15 protein-coding genes are annotated in these 22292 nt (G+C 47.1%); 11 read left to right on the top strand and 4 right to left on the bottom strand.

The genetic code is table 11. The features are described from left to right. Positions 1-18: 18 nt before the first annotated feature. Entirely contained in the window at positions 19-1632 is a 1614-nt protein-coding gene (locus Q369_RS0116225; RefSeq protein WP_031528841.1) for a SusD/RagB family nutrient-binding outer membrane lipoprotein, read from the top strand. 74 nt (positions 1633-1706) lie between these two features. Here Q369_RS0116225 and Q369_RS0116220 read toward each other — a convergent pair whose 3' ends face one another. Next, positions 1707-3284: an FG-GAP repeat domain-containing protein gene (locus Q369_RS0116220; RefSeq protein ID WP_051664094.1), complete on the bottom strand. Its 1578-nt coding sequence runs from the start codon at positions 3282-3284 to the stop codon at positions 1707-1709. 5 nt (positions 3285-3289) lie between these two features. Beyond that, positions 3290-4627 (bottom strand): argininosuccinate lyase, encoded by a 1338-nt coding sequence (gene argH / locus Q369_RS0116215; protein ID WP_031528839.1) that lies wholly within the window; start codon positions 4625-4627, stop codon positions 3290-3292. Positions 4628-4810: 183 nt separating this feature from the next. Between argH and tnpA the strand changes: the two genes are divergently transcribed. Continuing rightward, positions 4811-5260, top strand: a complete 450-nt coding sequence (gene tnpA / locus Q369_RS0116210) for an IS200/IS605 family transposase (RefSeq protein ID WP_031528838.1) — start codon at positions 4811-4813, stop codon at positions 5258-5260. 753 nt (positions 5261-6013) lie between these two features. Here the strand turns inward: tnpA and Q369_RS0116200 are convergent. Beyond that, on the bottom strand, positions 6014-6526 hold the full coding sequence (locus tag Q369_RS0116200; protein WP_031528836.1) for a C40 family peptidase: 513 nt from the start codon (positions 6524-6526) through the stop codon (positions 6014-6016). A 237-nt stretch (positions 6527-6763) separates the two neighbouring features. On the opposite strand from Q369_RS0116200, the gene Q369_RS0116195 reads away from it, so the two are divergent. The 6 genes from Q369_RS0116195 to Q369_RS0116170 all read left to right on the top strand — a co-directional run bounded on the left by Q369_RS0116195 (position 6764) and on the right by Q369_RS0116170 (position 16329). Next, positions 6764-7942, top strand: coding sequence for an AIR synthase related protein (locus tag Q369_RS0116195; protein WP_031528835.1), 1179 nt, complete (start codon positions 6764-6766; stop codon positions 7940-7942). A gap of 147 nt (positions 7943-8089) precedes the next feature. Continuing rightward, positions 8090-9796 carry a PQQ-dependent sugar dehydrogenase gene (locus Q369_RS0116190; RefSeq protein ID WP_031528834.1) on the top strand — a complete coding sequence of 569 codons (1707 nt, stop codon included), beginning with the start codon at positions 8090-8092 and terminating at the stop codon, positions 9794-9796. Between the two features lie 356 nt (positions 9797-10152). Next, on the top strand, positions 10153-11292 hold the full coding sequence (locus Q369_RS0116185) for a T9SS type A sorting domain-containing protein (protein WP_031528833.1): 1140 nt from the start codon (positions 10153-10155) through the stop codon (positions 11290-11292). Positions 11293-11390: 98 nt separating this feature from the next. After that, positions 11391-12605 (top strand): serine hydrolase domain-containing protein, encoded by a 1215-nt coding sequence (locus Q369_RS0116180; RefSeq protein WP_031528832.1) that lies wholly within the window; start codon positions 11391-11393, stop codon positions 12603-12605. Between the two features lie 61 nt (positions 12606-12666). Continuing rightward, complete coding sequence (gene nuoL, locus Q369_RS0116175; RefSeq protein ID WP_031528831.1) at positions 12667-14628, top strand: NADH-quinone oxidoreductase subunit L; 1962 nt, start codon at positions 12667-12669, stop codon at positions 14626-14628. 30 nt (positions 14629-14658) lie between these two features. Beyond that, a complete protein-coding gene (locus tag Q369_RS0116170; protein WP_031528830.1) occupies positions 14659-16329 on the top strand; it encodes a complex I subunit 4 family protein in 1671 nt (556 codons plus the stop codon). 24 nt (positions 16330-16353) lie between these two features. Here Q369_RS0116170 and Q369_RS0116165 read toward each other — a convergent pair whose 3' ends face one another. Further along, positions 16354-16764, bottom strand: a complete 411-nt coding sequence (locus Q369_RS0116165; protein WP_084165764.1) for a hypothetical protein — start codon at positions 16762-16764, stop codon at positions 16354-16356. Between the two features lie 267 nt (positions 16765-17031). On the opposite strand from Q369_RS0116165, the gene Q369_RS0116155 reads away from it, so the two are divergent. The 3 genes from Q369_RS0116155 (at position 17032) to Q369_RS0116145 (ending at position 22257) form a co-directional block, all read left to right on the top strand. Then, the gene (locus tag Q369_RS0116155) at positions 17032-18147 is read left to right on the top strand and encodes an acyltransferase family protein (protein ID WP_031528827.1); all 1116 of its coding nucleotides are present in this window, start codon (positions 17032-17034) and stop codon (positions 18145-18147) included. Positions 18148-18300: 153 nt separating this feature from the next. Then, a complete protein-coding gene (locus Q369_RS0116150; protein WP_031528826.1) occupies positions 18301-19023 on the top strand; it encodes an ATP-binding cassette domain-containing protein in 723 nt (240 codons plus the stop codon). A gap of 243 nt (positions 19024-19266) precedes the next feature. Further along, a complete protein-coding gene (locus tag Q369_RS0116145; protein ID WP_229206862.1) occupies positions 19267-22257 on the top strand; it encodes a serine hydrolase domain-containing protein in 2991 nt (996 codons plus the stop codon). The last annotated feature ends 35 nt before the right edge of the window (positions 22258-22292 follow it).

The raw sequence follows: 22292 nt of genomic DNA, 5'->3' as shown, positions 1-22292 counted from the left end.
CTAAAAATGATCAAGACAATGAACAAGATACTTTCATTCATATTAGCCGGGTTATTATTCGCAACAACCGCTTGCGAAGAGTCCGAATTTACTGAGAGGTATGCGGATCCATCCAAAATCTCAGAAACCTCTGTTGAAAAACAGTATACAGGTATTATGTATACCAACCGTAACTGGGTATTGCCAGCATATGGTAACTATTTTGTGACGTTGCGTACTTCAATCAACCGCTACACACAATCCGTTGGTTGGCCCTTCGAATCAGGTAATTATGTACCGGGTTCAGCAGGTTCACAGGACCTCTGGTTTAACTATTACAATACTCTCGCACAGTTCCGCGAGTTGGAACGTATATACGCAAGCAGGCCTACTGCTGAGCAAAACGATAAAAAGGTTTTCCTGATTACTGCGAAAATCTATTTGTACGATTACACGCAGCGCCTCGTCGACATCTATGGTGCGATTCCGTTCACAGAAGCGGGTATGTTGAGCGCGAATAATGGGGACTATGCTTCTTCAATAGCGAAATTTGATTCGCCCGAATCAATATACACATTGATGTTGGACGATTTGAAATTAATCGCATCAGAATTAAACACCATTAATGCTAACCCAGGTTTTCAAAACTATCAGAAAGCATTCCAAACTGCTGACATTGTAAACAAAGGTAGCCTGGACTTGTGGAAGCGTTACTGCAACTCGCTTCGCCTGCGTATGTTGAACCGTGTTTCAGCAGCCCCGGCTTTCCAGGCAAGAGCTAAGACAGAGATGGGAGAAATCCTGACCAATGCGGGCACTTTTCCCGTGGTGGAGACCAACGAGCAAAACATTCAGATGAATGTTTATGATGTCAATACAGATATTAACTCAAAAGGCTTCCAAGATGGTATCGCTTCCGGCGGGGGCGACTGGTTTGGAAACACTGCAAGCAAGAAAATGATTGATCACATGAATACCAATGCAGATCCACGCTTGAAAATTATTTTCGAACCTGGTCAGAATGCAAAAGGTGTTTATGCAGGTATTGACCCACTTGCAACTTCTTCAGTACAAACGGCACAATACCAGGCAGGAACCGTTGCGATCTACAATCGATTCACATTGAGCCACAATCAATTTTTTCCAGGTGTGATTATTAACGCAGCTCAGGTGAATCTGATCAAAGCTGAATATTACCTCAATCAAGGAAATGATGCATTAGCGAAAACAGCTTATGAAACAGCAATCGCACAATCAGTAAACTTCTATAACAGCATCCTGGCAATTACGAATGCTACAGGTATAACCAATGCTGCAAAGCCTGTTCCGGCACAGCCGGCTTCCATCACGCAATACATAGCAGGAAGTGGTGTAAGCTGGGCAGCCGCGACAACACCGGCAGAGAAACTGAACCGCATTGCTACTCAAAAATGGCTGCACTTCAACATTGTTCAGGCATACGAAAACTGGGCAGAAGTACGCAGATTGGATATGCCAGCGTTACAGTTCCAGACTGATAATGCAAACAACCAGACTTTGCCTCCTGTAAGATGGACTTACCCGGGCAACGAGGTTACCTACAATCCTATCAACTATGCTGCAGTTAGGGATAATGATAAATTGACTCAGAAGTTGTTCTGGGACGTGAAATAAGGATAAGAGATTACAAATAGATTTAGTTAAAATCGGAAAGAGGCGGGCCGCTTGGCTTGCCTCTTTTTTCGTTGCTACTTGTCGTTTTTACGATTGGTGAACACCAGGAGCTGAGGAAAGGAAACGGTGCCGCGCGCCATCAGTTTGCTTACTTCGCCGATCGTGTGAAAATAGGAGCCGAGTACAATGTCGATATCTCCGTCTTTGTCCAGATCGCCGGCTTCCATGGTCAGCCATTTTCCTGCACCTGCCAGCGGGGTTGATGCAGCTTTGAAGTTCATTTTTCCTTCGTTGGAGAGATATGCAAACCCATGCGCTGGATTTTCCAGGTCAGTGTAAAAAGAAGTGGCTGCGATGTCGATATCTCCATCATTATCAAAGTCTCTTGCAATCGCCTTGCTTGCGCCGTAAAACGGATAAAACCAGGCGAGCTTGAAATTGTCTTTGCCATCGTTTAAGTAAAGTCGTACTCCGTGGTAGTTTTTCGGCACATTGGAAAGGTCCCAATTATCTCCATTGGTAACCAGGATATCCTGAAAACCATCTTTGTTAAAGTCCACAAGCTCGAAGTAGCTCATTCCATACGAAGGTGGAAATTGCACTAGCACCTTCTCCCTGAACTTCCCATTACCAAGATTATAGAAAATGGAAATCTCCTCCCGTGCTTGCGCCATTAACGCAATTACATCCGGTTTTTTGTCTTTGTTAAAATCAGCGATCTGCGCACGCCGGGCACCGGGCATTTCTTTCAGGATATGTTCCTTCGCAGGGTCAAAGCCATCCAGCCAGAACAGCTTTCCGGAATGGTTTCCAAACCCGCAAATCAGCGCATCTGCTTTTCCATCCATGTTCAGATCTCCGGTTGTAAACTGTACCGGCCGTGGCAAAGCCTGAATATTCACCAGCGACTGCGCGGGTACCGGAGATTTGGAAACTGCCATTAATCGTCCTGCCCGCCGCTCTGATGGAGCAAAAACGCCAATCGTCAGCAGTCTTGGCGGTGCATTTTCTGGAAAATCAATGTCCGTGGGAGCAGAGTCTATCCAGTAATTTTCTTTCAGCTGCATTGCATTATCCAGTACAAATAATGCTTGCTGATCATCACCTACGTACAATTGTGAGGTACGCGGATCGAATTTGAGCAGCGTGGTTTTAGGTATTGCATTATCTGAAACGGTCAGATGCTGTCCACGGAATAATGGGAGTGAATCAGAGATCACCAGGTTATCTTTTTGTGGAAGCGGTTCCGCAGGCGCTTCATGCCGGTAGTAAGCCATTATCTTTTCCCAATCCGGTTGCGTGATTAATGCAGTCTCCGGGTAAATAGCAAGCCAGCGAATCGCTTTTTCGTCTTCGGGAAGCAGGTCTGCAAATGGGTCTTTGTCAGAAAATCGCAGGCCGAGCCGCTGTCCCATGTTCGGAAGCACGCTGGTAACCCACGTATTTTTATCCAGTAATGCAGGTTTGGGAAAGAGGTGACAGCGCGTGCAATAAGCTTTGGCCAGCTGTCTTCCTTCGGCAACCGAATCAGCGCTCAGGCTTTTAGTGACAAAAACAGAATGCTCCGCAGGCGCTTTCCAGCCTGCATTGAAGGAAAGGCAAACGATCCAGATAAAGGAAGAAATGAGCAATCCTCTTTTGGCGGTAAGCATCGGTTTTATTGACCTAGCAATTGATCCAGGGCATTTTGTACTTTATCATAACCAAAAGCAGCAAGTTCTTTCTGCATTCTCTGCGTGATTTCAGCAGACTGTAAATTGCCGATACTGCCTTCGTGTGTATGTTTCAGTTCACGCGGCGGGCTGTATGTACCTTCGCCGATTTCAGCACCTACCTGCCGGTACGCATCGCGGAAAGGAACGCCGCTGATCACCAATTCATTCACACGCTCCACACTGAACAGCAGGTCGTATTTGGGGTCGGCAAGCAGATTTTCTTTCACTTTCATGTTTTGGAGCATAAAAGCAGCTATATCGAGGCAGTCCAGAATCTCGTCGAATGCGGGCATCAGAATTTCTTTCAGGAGCTGCATATCGCGGTGATAACCTGATGGAAGATTGCTCAAAACCATCGTCACTTCCATCGGCAGCGCCTTCATGCGGTTGGTTTTTGCACGAAGCAGCTCAGCTACGTCCGGATTTTTCTTGTGCGGCATAATGCTGCTGCCTGTCGTAAGATCATCCGGCAAAACAATGAAGCCGAAATTCTGGCTGTTGTACAGACAAACATCCATAGCAAGCCGTGAAACAGTTGCTGCGAGTGACGAAATGGCGGTCAATGCAGCCTGTTCTGTACGTCCGCGGCTCATTTGGGCATAAACCACATTATAATGCATTCCTTCAAAACCCAGTAACTCGGTAGTGAGCTGCCGATTCAATGGGAATGAAGATCCATAACCAGCTCCTGAACCGAGCGGATTGCGGTTCGCCAGGCGATAAGCTGCATTCAATTGAATGATATCGTCGATCAAACCCTCTGCATACGCGCCAAACCAGAGCCCGAAAGAAGAAGGCATCGCGATCTGCAAATGTGTATAACCCGGAAGAAGGTCATTCTTGTGCTGTTCTGATTTCTGGATCAAAACATTGAAAAGCTTCTCTGTCGCCTGCACCACATTAAGCAACCGTGCGCGTGTAAAAAGCTTCATATCCACCAGCACCTGATCGTTGCGGGAGCGGCCGCTATGTATTTTTTTGCCAGTATCACCCAGCTTTCTGGTCAGGAGCAGCTCCACTTGTGAATGCACATCTTCTACGCCGTCTTCAATGACAAACTCTCCTTTTTGAACCTGGGTATAGATATTTTTCAGCTCTTCTTTCAATGCTTTCAGATCTTCGGCAGTCAGCAAGCCAATGGTTTCGAGCATGGTCGCGTGAGCGATATTGCCCAGCACGTCAAACCCGGCCAGATGCAAATCCATTTCCCGGTCTTTACCCACCGTAAACTTTTCTATTTTTTCAGAAGTGACTGTATTTTCCTTTTGCCAGAGTTTCAAAACGAATGTGGTTAGCTGATTGAATTACGGGAACAATTTGTCAAAAATACTTCCAATCCGGATTATACTGCAATAGCGGTCTGTCGAAATCGAAACTATTGGCGTTTATCGGCCAAACCGAAAGTCAGCGTTACTTTCCCGCAGATTCGGCGTCCAAATGGTTCATCAAAAGAAATCATTGATATGAGCTGGACAAGCATCTGGGTACATCTCGTTTTCGCAACCAAATACCGCCATCATTTCCTTCATGACGCAATCAGGAGCAAGGTATTTTTTCACATCAAAAAGAATGCGGAATCAAAAGGGATTCATATTGACGTGGTGAATGGATATTTTGACCATGCGCATTGTTTGATATGCCTTAAACGGGAACAATCGATCAGTAAAGTCGTGCAGATGATTAAAGGCGAGTCCGCTTGCTGGATTAATCAGAACAAAATGACCGAGCGCAAATTTGTCTGGCAAGACGATTACTGGGCAGTGAGCGTAAGCGAGCGGCACGTTGTTAAAGTGCGACATTATATCCTAAATCAGGAAGCCCACCACAGCAAACAAACCTTTACAGAAGAAATCAACCGCTTTGCCAAAAAATACAATTGGCCCCTTTTTCCGTCGGCTGAAGCCGACGGCTAGAGATAGGTGGGCAGCTTGGCTGCGTTTGCGCTGATCTATTTCCGTTCGCGGAGGCGAAGGGAAACGGGGTTTCTTCGCGCCCACTATGCCAGCTTGGATAAATTTGGAATCTCGCATGCGGCGCAGCCCGCATCAATCTATTTCCGCTCGCTTCAGCGAACGGGATCGGGGGTATCTTGGCACGAAATAGACCAGCTTGGATAAATTTGGAATCTCGCATGCGGCGCAGCCCGCATCAATCCATTTTCGCTCGCTTCAGCGAACGGGATCGGGGGTATCTTGGCACGAAATAGACCAGCTTGGATAAATTTGGAATCTCGCATGCGGCGCAGCCCGCATCAATCCATTTTCGCTCGCTTCAGCGAACGGGATCGGGGGTATCTTGGCACGAAATAGACCAGCCTGGAAAAATTTGGATTCTTCCATGCGGCGCAGCCCGCATTAATCTATTTCCGCTCGCTTCAGCGAACGGGATCGGGGGTATTTTGGCACGAAATAGACCAGCTTGGATAAATTTGGAATCTCGCATGCGGCGCAGCCCGCATCAATCTATTTCCGCTCGCTTCAGCGAACGGGATCGGGGGTATCTTGGCACGAAATAGACCAGCTTGGATAATTTGGATTCTTCCATGCGGCGCAGCCCGTATCAATCTATTTCCGCTCGCTTCAGCGAACGGGATCGGGGTATCTTGGCACGAAATAGGCCTGGCAATGCTAAAACAGAAATCTAGCGGAACAACATCGAAAGCCGCCTTATTCCGCTGACAAAATCCGTTTTACGGCAACAAAACGTTTGTGGTAGTAAGATGCGTTGAGCAGGTCGTAGCGAATGCCGCCTTTGAATGCGGAATGGATGAATTTGACATATCCCGGCGAGACTTCCGTAATAATGCCGACGTGACCGATGCGCTTGCTATTGGCACTCTCGCCTTTAAAGAAAATCAGATCCCCTGGCTTGGCATTATCCAGCTCAATAATTTTACCATGCTCTGCCTGGGCAGCGCTGGAATGCGGAAGCGTGATATTCAGCTTATCAAAACAATACCGAACAAAACCCGAACAATCAAAACCTTTCTTAGAAGTGCCGCCAGACCTGTAAGGAATGTGCAGGTGCTTGGTAGCAAATGAAACCAGGGATTCAACATTGCCGAGTGAGTCGGACTTAACTTCATTGGAGGTTAAACTCTTGCCAAACGATCGGTTATCAACAGCATTAAGAAGCAGTAACCCGGCAAAAAGGAAAACAAAACGCTTTACAATTGTCATGAAGGGTGGTAGAATAGCAACTCTTAACTCTCAAACAATAGGTTCTATCGTTTTCGATCTTTGAAACGATATATTGTAAAGCTAAACCCTTCTTTTTAAGTATCCTATATTATTTTTGATTAAAAAATAAGAACATTTCGTAAGTTGCTGATTACAATGAGCTAAGGCGGAAGTCATTAAAGTAAAGCTTTAAATGGCTTTTTGCCTACTTTTGTGGCTGAAAGGAACTGACCGATAATGACCCAGCAAATCAAGAATACCGACCGTTACCTGCAACGCGGCGTCTCGGCTTCGAAAGAAGATGTACATAAAGCCATCGAGAAAATCGACAAAGGGATTTTTCCAAAAGCTTTTTGTAAGATAGTACCGGATACCCTCGCCGGCGATCCCGATTATTGTACCATCATGCATGCAGACGGCGCTGGTACCAAAACATCCCTCGCATATCTCTATTGGAAAGAGACCGGCGACATCTCTGTTTGGAAAGGAATCGCGCAGGACGCAATCGTTATGAATACCGATGATCTGCTTTGCGTAGGAGCCACCGGGCCAATGCTTTATTCGTCCACCATCGATAGAAATAAAAACCGCATTCCCGGTGAAGTAATTGCTGAAATTATAAACGGCGCGGAGGAGGTACTGGAAATGCTGCGCAGCTACGGAGTAGAGATTTACAGCACAGGCGGCGAAACTGCGGACGTCGGTGATCTCGTCAGAACAGTTACGGTTAATAGTACTGTAATTGCCCGAATGCGCCGCGACCAGGTTGTGGATAATGCCAATATCCGTCCGGGTGACGTAATCGTAGGGTTTGCTTCGTACGGTCAGGCGAGCTATGAAGAGCAGTATAATGGGGGAATGGGCAGCAATGGGCTGACCTCTGCCAGACACGATATTCTGGGTAAATACCTCAAAAAATATACAGAAAGCTTCGATCCCGAAGTCAATGAAGATTTGATTTACAGTGGGAGCAAAAATCTGACCGATCCTGTGGAGGGTACGCCGCTGAATGTAGGTCAGCTAATTCTTTCTCCCACACGCACCTACGCGCCGCTGGCGAAGGCACTGCTGGACGAGATCAGACCGCAGATTCATGGCATGGTACATTGCAGTGGAGGCGCGCAAACCAAGATTCTACATTTTGTTGATAACCTGCACATCATCAAGGATAACCTGCTTCCCATACCTCCATTGTTCCGCATGATCAGGGAGGAAAGCGGTACCAGCTGGGATGAAATGTACAAAGTTTTCAATATGGGGCACCGGCTCGAAATTTACCTTCCGGAGCAGTACGCCAGTCAGGCAATCGCGCTTGCTGAGTCCTTCGGAATCGCGGCCCAGGTTGTCGGGAGAGTGGAAGAAGCTGCTTCAAGGAAACTGACGATACAAAGTGAGTTTGGGACATTTACCTACTAGCAAATAGAAAAGCACACAGGTGGAGCCTTCCGATGGATTCGGGAGGCTCTTTTTTGTGCCGCCCACTTTCGCAGGGTATAAATTTTGTAGTACAATTTTATTCTTATAGAAGTATTGTTACGCTTTTCATCAACTAAATGACTGATTATGAAAAAACTTAAACAATTACACTTCATTGCGCTGATCGCATCCTGCCTGTCGATCCTGACATTCGCAAACGCATTTTCGCAAGTTCCGGACATTCAGATCGACGCTGACAATCCCGACATTTCCAATCTGGACGAAGCAATGCAGCTCACGCACGCCGGCGACGGATCTAACCGCATTTTTATTGCAGAACGCGCCGGGTTGATCAAAGTTTTTCTTCCGGCAGAGCCTACTACGGCAGTAGAGTTTTTGAATATGAACAGTCCGTCACCCCGCGTAGGAGTGGAAGGTGAAGGCGGTCTGCTAAGTATCACTTTTCACCCCAACTTTGAGTCCAATGGGTATTTGTACACCTACTTTACCGATCTCGCAGGTGACCTTGTCATCGGGCGCTACACAGCATCAGGTAATACAGCTGCGTCAAATACCTTTTTCGAAATCATGAAAATCCCGCATCCGATTAATAGTAATCACAACGGCGGTGCAATCCATTTCGGGCCTGACGGCTTTCTTTACGCGTCGATCGGTGACGGTGGCGGGCAGAATGACGTTTCCAACAACGGTCAGAACCTGAACAGCCTCCTTGGGAAGATTTTGCGGATCGATGTAAATGTGCCCGGCGGTGTAGCCCAGTCTTACCAGATACCTGCTGATAATCCCATTGCAGGAAGTCCTGTATTCGCTTCCGGCCTGCGGAATCCATTCAGGTGGAGCTTCGACAGACTTACCGGTGACGCGTGGATCGGCGATGTGGGGCAGGGGGCCAAGGAGGAAATAAACTTCCGCGCAGCCGGCACTTTGGGCGGTTCTAACTTTGGCTGGCGGTGTTACGAAGGAGATATTCCCACGCCCAACATTGACCGCACGGGCTGTCTGCCTGCATCCAGTTATATCTCGCCCATTTACACCTACGTAACTGGAATTGCCCGGGGGCGCTCTGTAATCGGCGGGCGGGTCTACCGCGGTACAAGATCAGCTTTAATGCAGGGCTGGTACATCGGGACGGACTTTTTTTCCGGTGAAATTCACAAGATCCTGCAAGGTCAGTCTTACACTGGCTATGAAGAAGGTGAGCTGGCTGGAACGCGGGAGATAGGAGAGGACGAAGCAGGTGAAATTTACGCAGTGAAAGCGGATGCGGTTTACAGGATTTTTGCCGATGAACCATTGCCGGTAACGTTAACCAATTTTCAGGGATCAAAAGGAAACGAGGGAATTAACCTCACCTGGAATACGACTATGGAAGAGCGTTTCAGAGGATTTGATGTGGAGTTTAGCAGGAATGCAAAAACTTTTGAGACTGTCGGATATGTGCCAGCGGGAAATCTGGCAAATGGTACTACTTACCGATTTTCACATTTGACTAAAAACTCCGGAAACCTTTATTACCGGCTCAAAATGATTGATACCGACGATAGTTATGAGCATTCAAGAATTATTACGGTTAAAACCGACGATACAACCCCTGTGAATGTCTACGCCCGGCCGACTATTATCAGCAACAATGAACTGAATCTGATGCTCGACCAGCCTTTTCAATCTGTTGAGCTGGTAAATGCGAGCGGTCAGGTGTTTCTAAAAGAGGAAATTACAGGAAAAAGCGGCGCGGTAAGTATTCCGATTCACGAGGCTGCGTCCGGACTTTACATTGTCAGACTGGAAAACGAGAATGGGGTTGTCCATGAAAAGGTATTGATCACTGATTAAGACCGGGTAGGCAACAGGTCTTTTGCTGTTGTATTCTCACCAAATAAAATGGAAGCTAAACCATCGGGCGCATCGCTTTTGCTCCGCTCATGAATTGTGAAATGACGCACGTTAATGTGCCTGTAAGCAGAAACACCTTGTTCACACAGCGAACAAGGTGTTTTTAATTATACAACCCTAAACCCAATTTGATTCAAATACAAAATTGATATGCGAATATATGGAATATTTCCATATAAAAGGATTTAATCCAAAAAAGTTTAGACTGATGTCTGCGAGATCGTACCGTTACCTTCTTTCAGATTTAGCGTATTGATAAAGTAGATAATGTAATTTTTACTTAATCATATATGCTGATGAAAATGCATTTCCTGTTCAGATTGAGTTTGTTAACCAGTCTGTTTTTTATCCTGCCAGCATCTTTACAAGTGGCAAATGCGCAGGAGTCTTTCCAGGTAAAATGGTCGATGGACTACACACTCGGGGGGACTTCGAGCCATGCGAACTTTACTCCCGCGAATGCAACGCTGCTTGGAGGGAGCAATTCATATGCGCTAGAGTCAGTTTACAGCCCGGGTGGCGCGATCGGGACCGGCTATATTACCCGTCCCTGGCCGACCAGCTTTACTTCGGCCCGGGCAATGGAATTTGCATTTTCTGCCAATTCCTTCAAATACAGCATTACTTCTTTCACATTCCGCTTGCGCCGCTCAGCCACTGGTCCTGATAAGATCAAGGTGCGATCGTCGGCTGATCATTTTACCACGGATATCGACGCTTTTCTGATCAGTAACTCAAACCAGTTCAATACCTATGTTGTGCCGGTTAGCTATTCTTTTTTGTCTAACAACACCTTTTCATTCCGCATTTACGCCTACAATGCGCCGAGTATTCACGGTGTACTTTGGTTTGATGAAATCATTATCAATGGGCTGGTGCACCCGATTATTCTGCCGGTTAGTCTCACCTACTTCAAAGCGGTACCTGCTGAAAATCACGTCGATCTGCATTGGGAAACTGCATCAGAGCACAACAGCAGCAGATTTGTGGTTGAGAAAAGTGTTGATTTGATCCATTTTGAAGCAGTCGATGAAGTACCTGCTGCGGGTGAGTCGGAAGGGCGGAGGTATTATCAATTCAAAGATGATTTACCCGCGGCTGGGGCGAATTACTATCGGCTGCGCCTGGTTGATAAAGATGGAAGCTTCGCATTCTCTCAAACCGTCGATGCTTTGTTTGAAAACAACCACAATGCTTTCATTCAGGTAACGCCGAATCCGGCTGATCCCGAAAAAATTATAATCAGCGGAATAGCGGAAGATCCGCAGGGGCTTGTACTTACTTCATCGGCGGGTTCCAGAATTGCATTTGAATATCAGAAAACAGCAAATAACACGCTCGTTTTGCGGCCATTAACCCGCATTAGTCCCGGTTTATACTTCCTCATTTATCAGAAAAATATTGGGAAAGAACATGTTAAAATACTAGTTCGGTAAAAGATTCTATGCTTAATTTGTGTATATTAAGCATAAAAGATGGTGTATAACCATTTACAATTCACAACGTTCTGAATAATTTTAAAGGCCCGCAGCCAATGTTGAAAAAAGTGCAGCCGAAGGTTTGGTGGACAGCTCTCGCTGTCGTGGTGGTTCTGTTGATTTCCTGGGGATTGGTAAGAAAGAACAAGCCGGAAACAGAAGAAGAAGTAGCTGTACGTGCCAAAGCAATGTCGGGCCTTGACCCGGTTGTTATCAAAAATCCGGATGCGGCCACAGCTGAGAAAATCACCAAGATCGAGGATATTTTCAGACGGAAAAAGCGTGCTGGTTTTAATGGGAATGTATTGATAGTTCAAAGAGGAGAGATTCTTTACCAGGATTCCTTTGGTTTTGGAAACCTCCGTGAGAAAGATACGCTCAGCAGCGCGTCCAGGTTTCAGCTTGCCTCACTTTCGAAACCATTTACGGCAGTAGCTGTACTGAAACTGATCCAGGAAGGGAGAGTAAGTCTTGACGATTCCGTTCAACGCTTTTTCCCGGATTTCCCTTATCATGGTGTCAAAGTGGATATGCTGCTGAGCCACCGTAGTGGTTTGCCCAACTACATTTATTCATTTACAGACAGTATCCGTCACGGTCGCAAGTATCCCGACAACCTGGATATCATGGACTGGTATGCCAAAGTAAAGCCCACGCCCACACCTTATAACCGTCCAGGCCGCTCATTTAACTATTGCAACACCAATTATTGCGTACTCGCCGCCATCGCCGAAAAAGTGACAGGCGAACCCTTTGGCAAATACCTGAACGATCAGATTTTTACTCCATTGGGGATGATAAACACCTTCCTGGTGACAGATACCTCGGCCACCGCAAGGAAATTCAGAACAGTAGGGCACCAGTTTGGCCGCCGTCTTGACAAGGATTACTACGATGAAGTGGTGGGGGACAAGGGGTTATATTCCACTACAGGCGACATTTACAGGTTTTACAATGGGCTTACCAAAGGTTTACTGATTGACAAGAAGCTGCTGGATGAGGCTTTCAAGCCGCGCAGCTTCGAGCACGCGGGTATCCGCAACTACGGCTACGGTTTCCGGATGCACATTACGAAAGACAACAAGCCCCGCTTTATCTACCACGGCGGCTGGTGGAAAGGCTATAATACAATGCTCTGGGTTTCTCCCGAAGATGAAGCTGTGATCATTGTCCTTGGCAATTCTTACAACCGGTCTACTTATGATCTGAAAGAGTTGCTGGAAGTAATTCACGGTTCCGGTAAAATGGAGGATATCGAGAAAGACATCTAGCATTGTTTGAATTCGGCCACGAATTCAGGATATTTGCCGAAATCAACCAGTTCCCAGCCTTATGCCCGATTCTGCGTATTTTTTGCCGGCTTGCCTGCTGCTGGGAGTACCCTTTCTGGGGTTTCTTCTGCTCTGGTTGGGAGGCAAAAAGCTGAATAACGCAGCTGGTTATCTCGGCGCCGCAGCTACATTGACTGGCTTGCTAATCAGCTTCTTCTACGCAGATCCCAATGCAGTTCACATCGTCAGGTTGAACTGGCTCGTGATTGGAAATACCTCCATTGAACTCGCATTCCGCTTCGATTTTCTTACCTGCGTCATGCTCGCCATTGTGCATTTTGTGGCTCTCCTGGTTCAGCTGTATTCCATTTCCTACATGCACGGGGATACGAACCTGCACAGATACTATGCTTTCCTGCAGCTTTTCCTGTTTTCAATGGTAGGGATCGTGCTGGGAGGAAGCTTGCTGGTGATGTACATTTTCTGGGAACTGGTCGGCTTGTCGTCCTATCTGCTCATCGGTTTTTGGTATTTCAAAAAGCGGCCTGTCTGGGCAGCGCAAAAGGCCTTTGTACTCAACAGAATAGGCGACGCGGCCTTCCTGACAGGTATTTTAATGCTATTCTACTATACTGGTTCTACCGACTTTGAGGTACTTCTGGCCGCAGTTTTCAACCTTTCGCCTGGTCTGCTTACTGCGATCGGACTCTGCTTGTTTGGCGGATGTGTGGGTAAATCAGCGCAATTTCCGCTTTCGGGCTGGCTGCCTGATGCTATGGAGGGGCCGACTCCCGTTTCTGCATTGATCCACGCAGCTACCATGGTCGCCGCCGGTATCTTCCTCCTGGCCCGCATTGATTTTCTGCTCACATACGAAGCCAGGCTGGTCATTCTTGCAATTGGCACAATTACCATGCTGACGGGCGCGATCAAAGCTTTGAGAGCCTGGGATATCAAAAGGGTACTGGCTTACAGTACCATGTCACAACTTGGATTAATGGTGGTAGCAGTAGGTTTCGGCAGCTGGCCAACTGCTTTTTTCCATTTGGCGACACACGCATTTTTCAAAGCCGGTCTTTTCCTTTCAGCAGGTTCTGTCATTCACGCAGTAACTCCGGCTGAGGAAGACAATGCATTCGATCCGCAAAATATGCGCACAATGGGCGGGCTTCGGAAAAGCTTACCTGTAACCTTCATTTGCTTCTCAGTTTGCACGGCTGCATTGGCTGGTCTTCCATTCTTTTCGGGCTTTTTGTCCAAAGATGCCATTATAACGGCGGGGTTTGTCTGGGCTGCGGAAGTGGGTCCAGTAGCTTACATTTTCCCGATCCTAGTCATTTTCTCTGCCGGGCTCACTGCCTATTATATGACGCGACAGCTTTGGCTGGTGTTTTTTGGTGAAAAAAGATATACAGCCGCATCAGGTGTACACCCGCACGAATCGCCTGTTATCATGTGGCTGCCGATGGTTTTGCTTTCGGTACTATCCCTTTTCGTCTGGTTTTCATGGAATCCCTTTGATGCGAACGGCTGGTTTTTGCATTTTCTTGGTCCGGAGCATTCCGCGCATTTAAGTTGGGTTCCATTCGTGGCCAGCGCAACTACTTTTCTTTTTATCTTCCTGGCGTATCGGCAGACTAAAGACGCAGATCCATTCAGTTTGGAATCAAGTAGAATGGAAACAGAAACCGGGAAAAGATTTGCATTCAACTGGCTGCGGGACTACTCACAGGAGCGGTACTTCATTATACCATTTGAATTTATTGCCAATACTTTCAAAAGGTTTGAAAAGCGCTTTATCGACTCGGTTGTTGACTTTGTTGCAAAAGGCAGCGTGGTTGCCGCACATGTGATCAGCTGGATTGACAGGAATGTGGTCGACGGTGGGGTGAATCTCACTGTATTGTCGATACGCTCGGCTGGGAATGCGGCAAGGAGTCTGCAAAACGGCAGGATTCAGTCTTACTACCTCGTGACCGTGGCAGGCTTATTTTTTCTGATATTGTGGCTCGTACTGGCTTAGCAATGCCGGCGAAGCTTTAACTCAATTTTGATGATTGACCATATACTTTCCTTACTCATTGCCATTCCGCTTCTGGGCGCTGCTGCTGTGGCTGTGTGGCCAACTCAGAACACCAGCAACTTCCGGGTAATCGCACTGGTCGCGCTACTGCTTGAAGTGCTCGTTTCGGCGATCCTGTACATGAATTTTGATAACCAAAACCCCGGATTTCAACTTTCCGAAACAAGCGACTGGATCACGCTGCCGATTGGTTCCCTGGGGATCGTTTCCATTGATTACGCGCTTGCAGTAGACGGAATCAGTTTCCCGCTGATTTTGCTGGCTGTCATCGTTCTGCTGGTCGGGGTGATCAGCTCGTGGAATATTTCGCAAAAAACACGCGCTTACTTCGCATTATACCTGTTGTTGTCTGGTAGTGTGGTGGGCTGCTTTCTGGCGCAGGACTTCTTTCTTTTTTACCTGTTCTTTGAATTCATGCTTCTGCCGATGTATTTTCTGATCGGATTATGGGGCGGTCCGCGACGGGAATATGCGGCGCTTAAGTTTTTCATTTACACCTTCTTCGGCTCACTGCTGATCCTGATCGTCATGATCGGCTTGTATCTGTCCGTCATCGATCCGATCGAAACTGCGCGGGTAGTCGGCATTATGGGAGCAGACGATGTGGTTCATCCTGATCTCATCCCGCAAATCCAGCAATGGCTGATCGACGGAAAAATTGCCCCTGAACAAATCGTACACACATTCCGCTTCCAGTTTTTGGCCGACCCCGGTAACTACCTTCCTGGCTCGCTGCTGCATCTGGCTTCCCAATATTACATTGGCGACATTCCGCTGCGATTGCTCGCATTCTGGTTCCTTTTTATTGGTTTTGCTGTCAAGCTGCCTGTTGTACCGGTCCATACCTGGCTGCCCGACGCGCACGTAGAAGCCCCAACGCCCATTTCGGTCGTACTGGCGGGGATCTTGCTCAAAATAGGAGGTTACGGATTTATCAGGATCGTTGATGGATTTTTCCCTTTGGAAGCCCAGTACAGCGCCATTCCGCTGGGGATTCTGGGTATGATCTCGATCGTTTACGGAGGCTTCAATGCACTGGGTCAAGCCGACCTGAAAAAGATGATCGCTTATTCTTCGGTCTCGCACATGGGATTCGTGCTGCTTGGTATAGCCGCATTTACAGCGGAAGGAATGAATGGGGCGATTTACCAAATGGTAAGTCACGGGGTACTTTCGGCAATGCTCTTTTTACTGGCCGGCGTTGTTTATGATCGTACCCACGATCGTAAGATTGAGAACTACCGCGGGTTGATCGGCGTCATGCCAAACTATACTGTTATTACCGGTATCGCATTCTTTGCGTCACTCGGTTTGCCCGGCTTTTCGGGCTTTGTTGGAGAGCTTTTTACATTAATGGGCGCATTCCAGTCCAACCTGCTGCCTGCCTGGATTCCCGCACTCTCTACTTTGGGTATTGTGCTGGCGGCCGGCTATTTCCTCTGGACTTACCAGCGTATGTTCTTCGGCTCATTCTGGTATCAGAACGGAAATACTTCCGTCCTGACCGATCTTACAGCAAGGGAAAAAGGCTTGCTGCTGCCGCTGGTGGTACTGACGATTTTAATCGGAATTCTGCCGGGGATTGTGTTTGATATGACTGGTCCGACCATAGAAGCCTGGCTGAAAACCGTTACCCGCTAATAGCATAATTCCGGGTTGTAAGCTTTATCTGCCGAAAAGCTGATCCAGACTAAACCTGCCTTTTTTCGATAATGCTTCGAGCCGCTGCTGCTGCTCGGGAGTAAGTACTTCGATGATCTCATTCCGCTTTTCCTGCGCGAGCATTTTCTTGTCCCGGCGTTTTGTGCCATCACGTCTCGACAGCTTTCTTTCCATTCGGCCGTATCTCCGGTCAATTTTTTTCAACTGTTTTTGTTGCCGCTTACTTAGTTCAAGCTCGCTTGCGAAGCGATCCAGGTTCTTTTCAAGCCGCTTGTTGTTGAGCTTGCTGTTGGTTACTTCGTCGTCGGTACGCAGACTTTCTTTCTTACCAAAAACCTGTGCGTGCGCCGGAGTGATGTTACCAGCCGACCAAACTGACAATGCGATAAGACAAAGCAAAAAGACTTTTTTCATGTGCAAATAACAGATTAGAATGTTGCAGCTAATAACGAAAGCTGGCATCGGAGAAATATAAAAATTTGATTTTTGATACCGTGTGCGGCTGCTACCTGCTGAGCAGAAGCCTGTCTTTCAGTAGGAATTGCACATCCAATCGAAATAAATATGTTTCTCGGCAGGGTATAAGTGGTATTATTTAACATCTTTACAGTAAACATTATTAGTTTTATTTCAAAGTTCACCGCTTTGACCAAATTTTATTTCCTTCTTCTTTAATTGCAAATGAAAGAGAGTACTCCTCCGCAAAGACTTTTGTCCCTTGACACATTGCGCGGTTTTGACATGTTCTGGATATCAGGCGGCGAAGAGATTTTCCATGTGCTGGCGAAAGTAACAGGCTGGTCGTGGGCAATTTTCCTGGCGCACCAATTTACCCACCCGGATTGGAACGGATTTCGAGCTTATGATCTGATATTCCCGACCTTCCTGTTCATGGCGGGAGTTTCAACTCCATTCTCACTAGGCAGCAGGCTCGAAAAAGGAGTACCTGCAAAAGAACTCCTCCGCAAAGTAGTGCAGCGCGGTCTGCTGCTGGTGTTGCTCGGAATCATTTACAATAATGGCATTTTCCAGACTGAATGGGAGAATATGCGCTACCCGAGCGTACTGGCGCGCATAGGTCTGGCTGGTATGTTTGCCCAGATCATCTATTTATATACAGGTAAAAGAGCAAGGTGGATCTGGTTTGCTGGTTTGCTGATCGGCTACTATCTGTTTATGACGTTTTACCCGGTACCCGCCTGCGGTGCTGGAATCATGACGATGGAATGCAACCCGGCCAGTTATTTCGACAGAATGCTGATCCCCGGCCGACTCCACCTGACTATCCACGATCCCGAAGGATTAGTTTCCACAATCCCGGCGATTGCGACGGGTTTAATGGGGATTTTCGCGGGAGAATTGCTCAGAACAAGTGAAGAAACGCTTAGCAAGAACACCAAAGTTACTTATCTTGTTTTTGCAGGAATTGTCAGTTTGCTTGTTTGCGTAGTTTGGGACTACTTTTTCCCGATCAACAAGAATTTATGGACCAGCTCGTTTGTGCTTTGCGCCGGCGGATTCAGCGTTTTGCTGCTTGCATTATTTTACTGGATCGTAGATGTACTGAACTATCGCCGCTGGACTTTGTTTTTTGTCGTAATTGGAATGAATTCCATTGTGATTTACATGGTGGGCAGGTTTATTTCATTCGGTTACACGGCCGAAGCGCTGTTCGGAGGTATCCTAAGCTACTTCCCCGAACCCGCAGAAGCAGTAGGAGAAATCATCGCCTTCATAGTAGTACAATGGGCGTTTATGTATTTGTTGTTCAGGAATAAGTTGTTTTTGAAGGTATAGAAGAAGGAGGATGGAGAAAGGGGTAGGAAATGGCTTTGTCACCCTGAGCGGAGTCGAAGGGTAGGCACCATGTTACCCTTCGACTCCGCTCAGGGTGACAAAGCAGACGACTACTCACTCATTCACTCATTCACTCATTCAAAATTGAAATAAATGTCCATCCAGGTAACAAATCTCAGCAAAGTGTACGGTAGCCAGCGGGCTGTTGATGGGATATCTTTTTCTTTGAAAAAGGGAGAGATTGTAGGTTTTCTTGGACCGAATGGGGCGGGGAAATCTACGACTATGAAGATATTGACCGGGTACCTGAAACCTTCCGACGGGATTGCGAAGGTTTCGGATTATGATGTGGTGAGCCAGGCAATGCCCGCGCGCCGCTCGATTGGCTACCTGCCCGAGCATAACCCGCTGTACCTGGATATGTACGTGACCGAATTACTGCTTTTTTCCGGAAAGCTGTACGGAATGCACGGGGCTGCATTAAATGCACGCGTTAATGAAGTAGTGGCGATGTGCGGACTGGAAGCTGAAAAACGCAAGAAGATCGGACAGCTATCCAAAGGTTACCGCCAGCGGGTCGGTCTGGCGCAGTCATTTTTGCACGATCCCCAGGTACTTATCCTGGATGAACCTACCACAGGTCTAGATCCCAACCAATTACAAGAGATCAGGGAGGTGATCAGAACGGCGGGAAAAGACAAAACCGTGCTTTTTTCGACCCATATCATGCAGGAAGTAGAAGCGCTCTGCGACCGGGTGATCATTATAAATAAAGGGAAGGTCGTCAATGACAGCACGCTGGAAGCATTGCGGCAGACCGGGAGCTCATTGGAAGAAACGTTTAGAAATCTTACACAATCTACTGAAAATCACTAGATAGTTGTCTGGACTATAATCGCGAAAGCAATTATTAGAATTGCATTAAAACACGATGTTTGTTGCATTTATTGAGACTTAAAATTGTTATTATTGTAACTATCGAAAAACTGCCATGTTGTTTTTGAAGTCAGATAACCTAACATTCCCTCTTTAAAGTCAGTGATCTCAGGTATGAAGAAATGGTTTTTAGGCCGATTTCGTGTTATTGTAAGCATAGTCATTCTCGTTTTTTTAAGCACAATGGTTTCCGTTGCCTGGAAATTCATAGGTGCCAGAGAGACAAATGCAGTCGCCGCTCCTGAAAAGCTTGAAAAAGTCGTGGCAAAAGCGCCGAAAAGGAGAGCAGATCCGGTTTTGGTATTACCCGAAAACGAATGGGTAGATAGTACCCTGCAATCAATGAGCACCGAAGAGAAAATCGGGCAGTTGTTGATGGTCGCCACCTTCTCCAACCGTGACGAATCACATTACAAATACATTGACAAGCTGATAGACGAGTACCACCTCGGCGGACTGATTTTCTTTCAGGGCGGTCCGGTTGCGCAGGCTTCTTTGACCAACAGGTACCAGTCACATTCAAAAATTCCATTGTTCATCGGCATCGACGGTGAATGGGGATTGGGTATGCGGCTGGACAGCACGATTTCTTTTCCCAAACAAATGGTACTAGGCTCGATCCAGAACGATGAGCTGATCTATTTAATGGGCCGTGATATTGCGAAGCAATGCCGTAGAATGGGTATTCATATCAACTTTGCGCCTGTATCCGACATTAACAATAATCCAGCAAATCCGGTAATCGGTATACGTTCTTTCGGTGAAGATCGTGAGAATGTAACCCGCAAGGCGATTGCGTATATGAAAGGTTTGCAGCATAATAAAGTGATCGCGACGGCTAAGCACTTCCCAGGCCACGGCGACACAGATGCAGATTCACATTTTACATTGCCTGTACTCAAACATTCTGTCGAGCAGTTGCAGGAAACGGATATCTATCCCTATCGCGCGATGATTGCCGACAGCTTAATGGGCGTGCTGAGCGGACATTTGAACATTCCTGCACTGGATGACAATTCAAATCAGGCGAGCTCGCTTTCTGAGAAGGTAATTACAGGTTTGTTAAGAAAAGACCTCGGCTTCCGTGGGCTGGTTTTTACCGATGCGATGAACATGAAAGGTGTTTTGAAAAACGGAAAAGCAGCCGACGTAAACCTGAAAGCACTTGTTGCCGGAAACGATATTCTCCTTTATCCCGAAAACATTGCGGAAACGATTACAAGGATCAAAGGCGCGATTGATCAGAAAATAATCAGCGAGAAGATCATCGACGACAAGGTAAAGCGTGTATTGCAGGCTAAATATTGGTCCGGACTAAGCAAATACACACCGGTCGACATCAATAACCTGTACGCTGACCTCAACAAAGAAAGCAGCAAAGAGCTTTACCGTGCATTGAGCGAAGCGGCTGTTACCGTTGTTAAAAACAATAATAATATTCTTCCGATCGGATCTGTGCTGGATAATGGAATTGCGTCGGTAAGTATGGGAGAAGGCAGCAGCGTGGCATTTCAGAAAATGCTCTCGACTTACAAGCCTATGCGCTCCTACTCTTTCTACGACAGCCAGGCATCGCAGGAGCAGATCAGTGAAATGCTGAACTACCTCAACCCTTATCATACAGTGGTTGTAGACATTCACGGGATATCTTCCAATCCTGCGCGTAATTACGGGGTTACCAAAAGCATGACTGACTTTGTGAGTCAGTTGAAGCAACAAAACAAAAAGGTGATCCTCTGTATTTTCGGTACGCCTTATAGTATTGGCTTCTTCCCCGAGGCGGACGCATTGATCTGCGCCAATCAGGATGGGAGAGACCAGCAGGAAATTGTACCTCAAATTATATTCGGCGCATTGAGCTCAAAAGGTACGCTACCGGTTTCAGTGCTTGCCTACAAAGCCGGTACCGGCGTTTTTACTACGGCCATTAACCGCATTGCATTTGGTACTCCTGAAAGTGTGGGAATGGATGCGGCTTCTCTGAAAAAAATCGATGAAATCGCGACTGCTGCATTAAATGACCATATTTTTCCAGGCTGCGAAGTGCTGGTGGCGAGAAAAGGGAAAATCGTTTATGACAAACAATTCGGCGGCTTAAACTACCGGACTGGCGAAAGAGTTACTTCGGAAACTATTTATGACCTGGCTTCATTGACCAAGGTATCGGCTACATTGCAGGCGATAATGCTACTTTACGATCGCAAGCAGATCAATCTGGATGAAAAAGCCTCGGCTTACTTACCTGAACTGGTCGGTACCAACAAGCAGAACTTCACGATTAGAGAGCTGCTGCTGCACCGTTCGGGCCTCGTCTCATTTTATCCTCCGCTTTGGGACCGCACCAAAACCAGTGGAGGCGGCTTGCTGCCGGAGTATTATAGTGCGAAAGCGGATACCACCTATTATCTGCAGGTAGCGCCGAAGTTGTTTGCAAAACCTGCATTGCGCGATTCGGTATGGAAATGGGTAATCGAATCGCCGATGAACAACCGCCGCGATCGCTCGGGAAGTTATGGCTACCTGTACAGCGACCTGGGTTTCCTGACTTTGCAAAAGATCGTTGAACGAGTAACCGGGCAGCCGCTGGATATTTTTGTGGCGGCCAATATTTATGAGCCGCTGGGATTGGGCTATCTCGGCTTTAATCCGCTTCGCCGTTTTTCTGAAAAGCAGATTGCGCCGACAGAGAATGATTATCGTTTTCGCGGGCAGTTGCTGCAAGGGACAGTTCACGACCAGATGGGCGCGATTATGGGCGGTGTAGCTGGTCACGCGGGCTTGTTTGGTACCGCCCGCGACCTGGCTGTTTTGTTCCAAATGAACCTTTGGAAAGGAAGCTATGCTGGCAAGCGGTATTTCGAGCAGGCCACGGTTCCTTTTTTTTCAAGAATGTATGATGAATCCTACCATCGTGGGCTGGGGTGGGACAAAGCGCCGCTGGACGGAAACAGCTCCTACGTTTCACAGCTGGCATCTGTCAATTCTTTCGGTCACACCGGGTTTACCGGAACAATGGTTTGGGTAGACCCGGAAGAAGATCTGTTGTTTGTTTTCTTGTCAAACAGAGTAAATCCGGACCCGGAAAATACGGGAATAACGACGCACCGTACCCGCCGGAAAATCCAGGATGTGGTATACCGTTCTTTGCTGGAAAGGAAAAGTCAGCTTCCTTAAAGTGGTGGAAGTGTATTTGAAAAATATCTCTAACT

Origin of the sequence: Dyadobacter crusticola DSM 16708 (assembly GCF_000701505.1) — a bacterium.
Classification (GTDB): domain Bacteria; phylum Bacteroidota; class Bacteroidia; order Cytophagales; family Spirosomataceae; genus Dyadobacter; species Dyadobacter crusticola.
Note: the sequence above shows the minus strand (reverse complement) of the source record. Positions and strands in the feature narration are given on the sequence as shown.